This window comes from Cyanobacteria bacterium GSL.Bin1, assembly GCA_009909085.1.
Lineage (GTDB): Bacteria > Cyanobacteriota > Cyanobacteriia > Cyanobacteriales > Rubidibacteraceae > Halothece.
This window is the reverse complement of the sequence record JAAANX010000024.1, coordinates 1-5107: the sequence shown is the minus strand read 5'-3', so window position 1 is coordinate 5107 and position 5107 is coordinate 1. Positions and strand designations below refer to the sequence as shown.

3 protein-coding genes are annotated in these 5107 nt (G+C 44.4%); all 3 read right to left on the bottom strand.

The features are described from left to right. Positions 1–189 precede the first annotated feature (189 nt). Positions 190–852: a hypothetical protein gene (locus tag GVY04_01025; GenBank protein NBD14759.1), complete on the bottom strand. Its 663-nt coding sequence runs from the start codon at positions 850–852 to the stop codon at positions 190–192. A 365-nt stretch (positions 853–1217) separates the two neighbouring features. Beyond that, positions 1218–2735, bottom strand: coding sequence for an FAD-dependent oxidoreductase (locus GVY04_01020; protein NBD14758.1), 1518 nt, complete (start codon positions 2733–2735; stop codon positions 1218–1220). A 2-nt stretch (positions 2736–2737) separates the two neighbouring features. Beyond that, a complete protein-coding gene (locus tag GVY04_01015; protein NBD14757.1) occupies positions 2738–4354 on the bottom strand; it encodes an MFS transporter in 1617 nt (538 codons plus the stop codon). Positions 4355–5107 lie beyond the last annotated feature (753 nt).

Below are 5107 nucleotides of genomic sequence, written 5' to 3'. Positions count from 1 at the left end.
AAGGATTTTGTCCAATTTTACCCCATTTCTGCGCGTTAAAGAACCTCTTGAAGGGACTCAAACCTTGATCAGTCCTGATTTCTAGATTAATTCAGCAAGCCCTGGTTAGTCGCCATTTCAAGAAATACTGTATATTTGCCCGACAAAAGGACGGCTTGCGATCCGGAAAAAAGATCGCAGTTGCCGTTTTTAATAGTAGGAGAGAGCCAGTCGAGAATTGAGGGTAATGTCTAGATCTTGGTTGGGATCAATGGAGATCACTTCTGCTTCATCTTTTCCTAAAAGTAATCCCCCCAAAGCACCTAAACCCGCTCCTCCTAAAACTTCTTCGGTTGCGATCGCGCGATCGCCAGTAATCCCAGCAATCACACTAGCCGCAGCAGCGCCAATAGCAGCTCCTTCTAAAACATCACCTGTACTTGCCCCGCGATCAATGGTTTCTCGACGGGTAATCACTTGCGAGGTGGCATTAATTGGTTGCGACGATGACCCTGCTATGTTTAATTCTTGGGCAACAAAACGTGCGCCATCACCATACGGTTGCACTTCTCCGACTAATTCGCTACCGTAGGGAATCAAAATTCGCCCTTGATTGTCTTTGATGTTCGCGGCAATCTTTAAGGTAACCGGAACGGTTTCATCAGGTAAAACGACAATTTTTTCCGCTTCGTCGTAGCGCACGGGGAGAACAACACCAGAAGGAATTGCGACGCGACGAGATTGGGCAACTTCAGTGTCTAAAAGCTGCGCCGATGCAGGCATAGATAGAATGAGGGGCGTTGTCGCTCCCATCCCTAAGAGAACCGAGAGAACGGTTGATGTTCCTCTTTTTAGAATCGAACGTGTAGCCATTGCATAATTCCTCTGAATCGTCAAGTTTTAAAGACCGGAATTTCATGCAAAAGTTCCTCATTAAACTAAACCGGCACGGCGGCAAAGAACCGCAAATCCGGTCGCGATCGCGGTGATGAAAAGTGCAGTTAAGGGAGATTGCCCTTGGCTGACGGCAAAGGAAGTGACAATTCCAGCCCCAATCCCGGCAATGGCAATAGTACTGAGGAGATCGCTTTGAGAGGAGTTATTCATAAGTATTCAAAAACACATTTTTATAACTTGTGTTCAAGTTAACAAAAGCTATCCCCCCACTGGGGATCAAAACCCTAGTTTGTAAATAAGTTTTAGCGTTTCTATACGTTTGTTAATACAGTCATTGGTCCTTAGTCATTAGTCACTGCTTGCCACAAGGTTCGGGTTTGTTCTGGAGAGACAAAGCGATTGGCGCATAAAATGCCAGAAGCAGCAACGGCGGGTACCCCAATGCCAGGCAGGGTACTATCGCCAACACGGTACAATCCAGAAATCGGCGTTTGATCGCTGGGAAAAAGCCCTTCTCCTGCTGGAATGGCTGGTCCGTAAGTGCCTTGATACCGTCGGAGATAGTGGCTGTGAGTGAGCGGAGAGCCAATCAGTTCCAGGGTGACGCGATCGCGCACATCGGGGATAATTTTCTCTAAGGCTTGATACAAGGACTCCGCTTTGGCTTGTTTGCGTTGGTGATAGTTATCGTCCCGTTGCCAACCTTGATAAGGTTCCAGGGTATAAGCATGAATTAAATGTTGCCCGGAGGGGGCAAGATTAGCATCCCAAACCGTTGGTATCGAAATCATACAGGTATTACCGGGTGTGGTAATCTCTTTTTGACTGTCATGGACAACCACATGATGACCGTTTAAGTGATCTAATCCTCTAGCATCAATTCCAAGATGAAGGTGCATAAAGCTCTCCACAGTAGGTGTTGCGAGACTCTTTTGCCGAAAAGACGGAGGTAAATCTTGGGGAGATAATAACTTGCTGTAGGTGTCCCAAAGTGTGGCATTGGAAATAACAAGAGGCGCAGATAAGGTTTCGCCATTACGTAAACGGATGCCTTGCACTTTGCCATCCCTAACTAAGATTTTTTCCACATGAGCATTTAAGTGCAGTTCTCCTCCCCAACGCTTGAAACCACGGATTAATGCTTCCACAATTGCGCCACTCCCGCCAACGGGATATTCCACCCCAACGCGCGATCGTTCTCCGAGCATAAACGCCACTTCTGGCGCGATCGTACCTTCTGCCTTCAAGCCAGAAAGGAGGAAACATTCTAAATCAATTAAACGTTTGACCCAAGGGTCTTTAACGGTTTTCTGGACAATGTCACCTACTGAGGCACTTACCAGAGGGAGTTTCGGTAGGAACTTCACTAAACTCGGTAAATATTTGGGAAATAATACTTGTAAAATCTTCCAATCCGGTCGTAATTCAATGGTCGGAATATCTTTCAAACCAGCATACAACCCCAGCATTTCCCTGACAAATGCCTGATATTCGATTGCCCCTTGGGGAGTCATTTTGGCAATTTCTCGACCATACTGGTCATTGTCTTGATAAGCAGCAAAGGTTCCTTCTGGAAAATGAAACTCACCAAGCGGATCATAGGGGACGGTTGCAATGAATTCTCCCAGTAGGCTTAAAACTTGCTGCAGGGGGTTTAAACTTGGTTTGCCCGAGCCAATTCCAGCATAAAAAGAAGGTCCGGAGTCAAACGTAAATCCTTGACGAGTAAAGCTGTGCGCTGCCCCACCGGGAATAGCATGACTTTCGCAAATCAGAACATTATAACCGTAGCGGGCGAGTAAACTTCCTGCAGTGAGTCCTCCGATGCCACTGCCAATAATAATTACGTCTTGAGGCATGTTCACTCCTGGGCTTGCTCTCGTTTTTCCGCTAACTGCAGACAAATCTGCTGATGCACTTCCCGTGTCAAAGGATAAAAGTAGGCAAGAATTAGTCCGCCAATGAGACTCAGCATCGGTAAAGGCGCGATCGCGATGCGAATTGCCAGTAAGGCACTAGCGGGTTGTTCCGGTGGCGGTTGACCGGGAACGGACTCAAGAAATCCCGCCCATTCCAAGCTCAGCCCCACTAAAAATAAGCCTAAAGCCAGTCCCATTTTTTGTAATAAAACCATAAAGGCATAGAAAATTCCTTCCCGTCGTTGTCCGGTTTCGAGTTCATCTAAATCTGTCACATCTGGAATCATCGACCAAGGAATCAGATAAGCCACAGAAACCCCACATCCGGCTAAGATGGCTAGGCCATACATTAAACCCACTTGACCCGGTTGCAGAAAAATTAAACCGACTTGAGCAATGAGCCAAAGGCCTGTTCCTAACGCATAAACTACCTTTTTTTCGACTTGTTTACTAATTGCCGACCACACAAATAACATCACTAACGCTGTTCCTTGAACGGCTAAAGCCGTTTGAGGGAAAGCACTATAGGGTAAACCAACCCAATTCACAACAAAGTAGGGTAAAATCGAAGCCGTCAATTGAACCCCGAGCCAAGAAAACAAGTAAATGCCAATTACAAATAAAAAGGGACGATTCTTAAAAACCACTTTTAATTGGTCTTGAAAAGAAAGGGTCATTCTCTGTTGCTTGGGTAAGGAAGTCGATGATTTAGGGATTGGACTTTGAGCACTGTGCATGAATAAACTAACAGCAAATGTCCCGATTAAAATCATCAGTAAGCCACCGATAATTAGAAAGAATACATTGTTTTCTTGCCAGAATCTGTATACTCCATACCCACCGCAAGCCAAGCTAATTGCAAACAAAATGAATGATAATTGCTTTTTTTTCGCCGCTGATAAAAGGGGTTTGCGACCTCGTTCTTGGAGGCTTAAACAACACCAAAAAATCGGGATGGTTGAGAGGACAGCCATCGTAATGCCCAGGATTAAGTGTTGTTGAAATTGATCAGAATAGGTATTGGTAATCACTCCTGCCAGAACTAAAGAAAGAATACTGCCTCCTAGAGAAAAGGCAAAACGAAAACTATTGAGACTGGTGCGTTCATCATAGTCTTGGGTGAGTTCTGGTGTGAAAGCAGTATAGGGTAAATTAACTGCCGTGAAGGCGGTGTTGAATAAAATTCCGATGAGAATATAATAGGCAAACAGTGACCAATCATTAATCGTGTCATCGGTACTGAACTGAGGAACAATCCATTGTAAAATAAATAAAAGACCAAACGGAATGGCGCCAAAGAACATCCAAGGCAGTCGTCTGCCCCAGGGGCTATCGGCGCGATCGCTGAATCGCCCAATAATTGGATCATTAATCGCGTCAGCAATTTTACCAATCATTAAAATACTTCCTGCTAATCCCGGTGGAAGCCCTGCTACTTCAGTGAAGAAATAGAGTAGAAAGAAAACGAGAACATTTGCTGTAATTGCTGGACCAAGGTCGCCTGCCCCATAAGCAAGTTTGGTAATAAACTTTAGTTTTTCAGAAGAGTTAGCAACCATAAAATTTTTTCTAATTAATGCTCTGTCATTCAGTTACTAAACGAATGCTGAATTGGAATGACAAGTTGTCTACAAGAGAAATTTTGAACCTGTATTGAAAGCAATTGAAAAGAGTGGGGTCATCTGGTGGAAATAGCTTGACAGGACGGTTAAATATTAAAGCTGAGTATATTCCTTAACTGGCGCATCTACTATTTCATGATTGGCGTAAGTGGCGAAATGTATCCTATTAGACGATTGGATTATTCAGACAACTCAAAGGATGCTAACTACCAATTCAAAACGTCTCGTTTAACCAATGGTGCTGATTGCCTAAAGAAGGGAAAAGTAAAAAGAGGAAAGGTGCAAGTCTGTGAAAAATGTCTCCCAGAATTTTGTTAGACAGGCTGAGACCAAAAAAAGGGAAGAGAGGGTGAAGATAAGAGAGTTAGAAAAAATTTCTCCTTGATCTTTCTGGTTTCTGATCTAAAATTGGTGAATTCATGCTAAACCCAGATGAAAGAGAAATCTGCTCACCCCTCCTCACTAAAGCTCCGGTCCCCGATCACTCTGTAGCAAATATTGATCAATTTGATATTAGATCAGCCCGTTCCTAATTGAGTAAGGAGAAGGAGTTAAGGGTCAAGGTTAATGTAAACTACCACCACCTGCTACCGCGAGGTGGTGGCTTTTAGTAGCCCTGAGTCGCCAAATAAGTTAAGCTGAACGTACTTCTTGTTCACACTTAACCTACAAAACAATCCCGTGCCTCCA

Bases quoted from the DNA above. Each gene is read 5' to 3' on its own strand.
- GVY04_01025 (NBD14759.1), bottom strand. From the start codon at position 852: ATGGCTACACGTTCGATTCTAAAAAGAGGAACATCAACCGTTCTCTCG.
- GVY04_01020 (NBD14758.1), bottom strand. From the start codon at position 2,735: ATGCCTCAAGACGTAATTATTATTGGCAGTGGCATCGGAGGACTCACT.
- GVY04_01015 (NBD14757.1), bottom strand. From the start codon at position 4,354: ATGGTTGCTAACTCTTCTGAAAAACTAAAGTTTATTACCAAACTTGCT.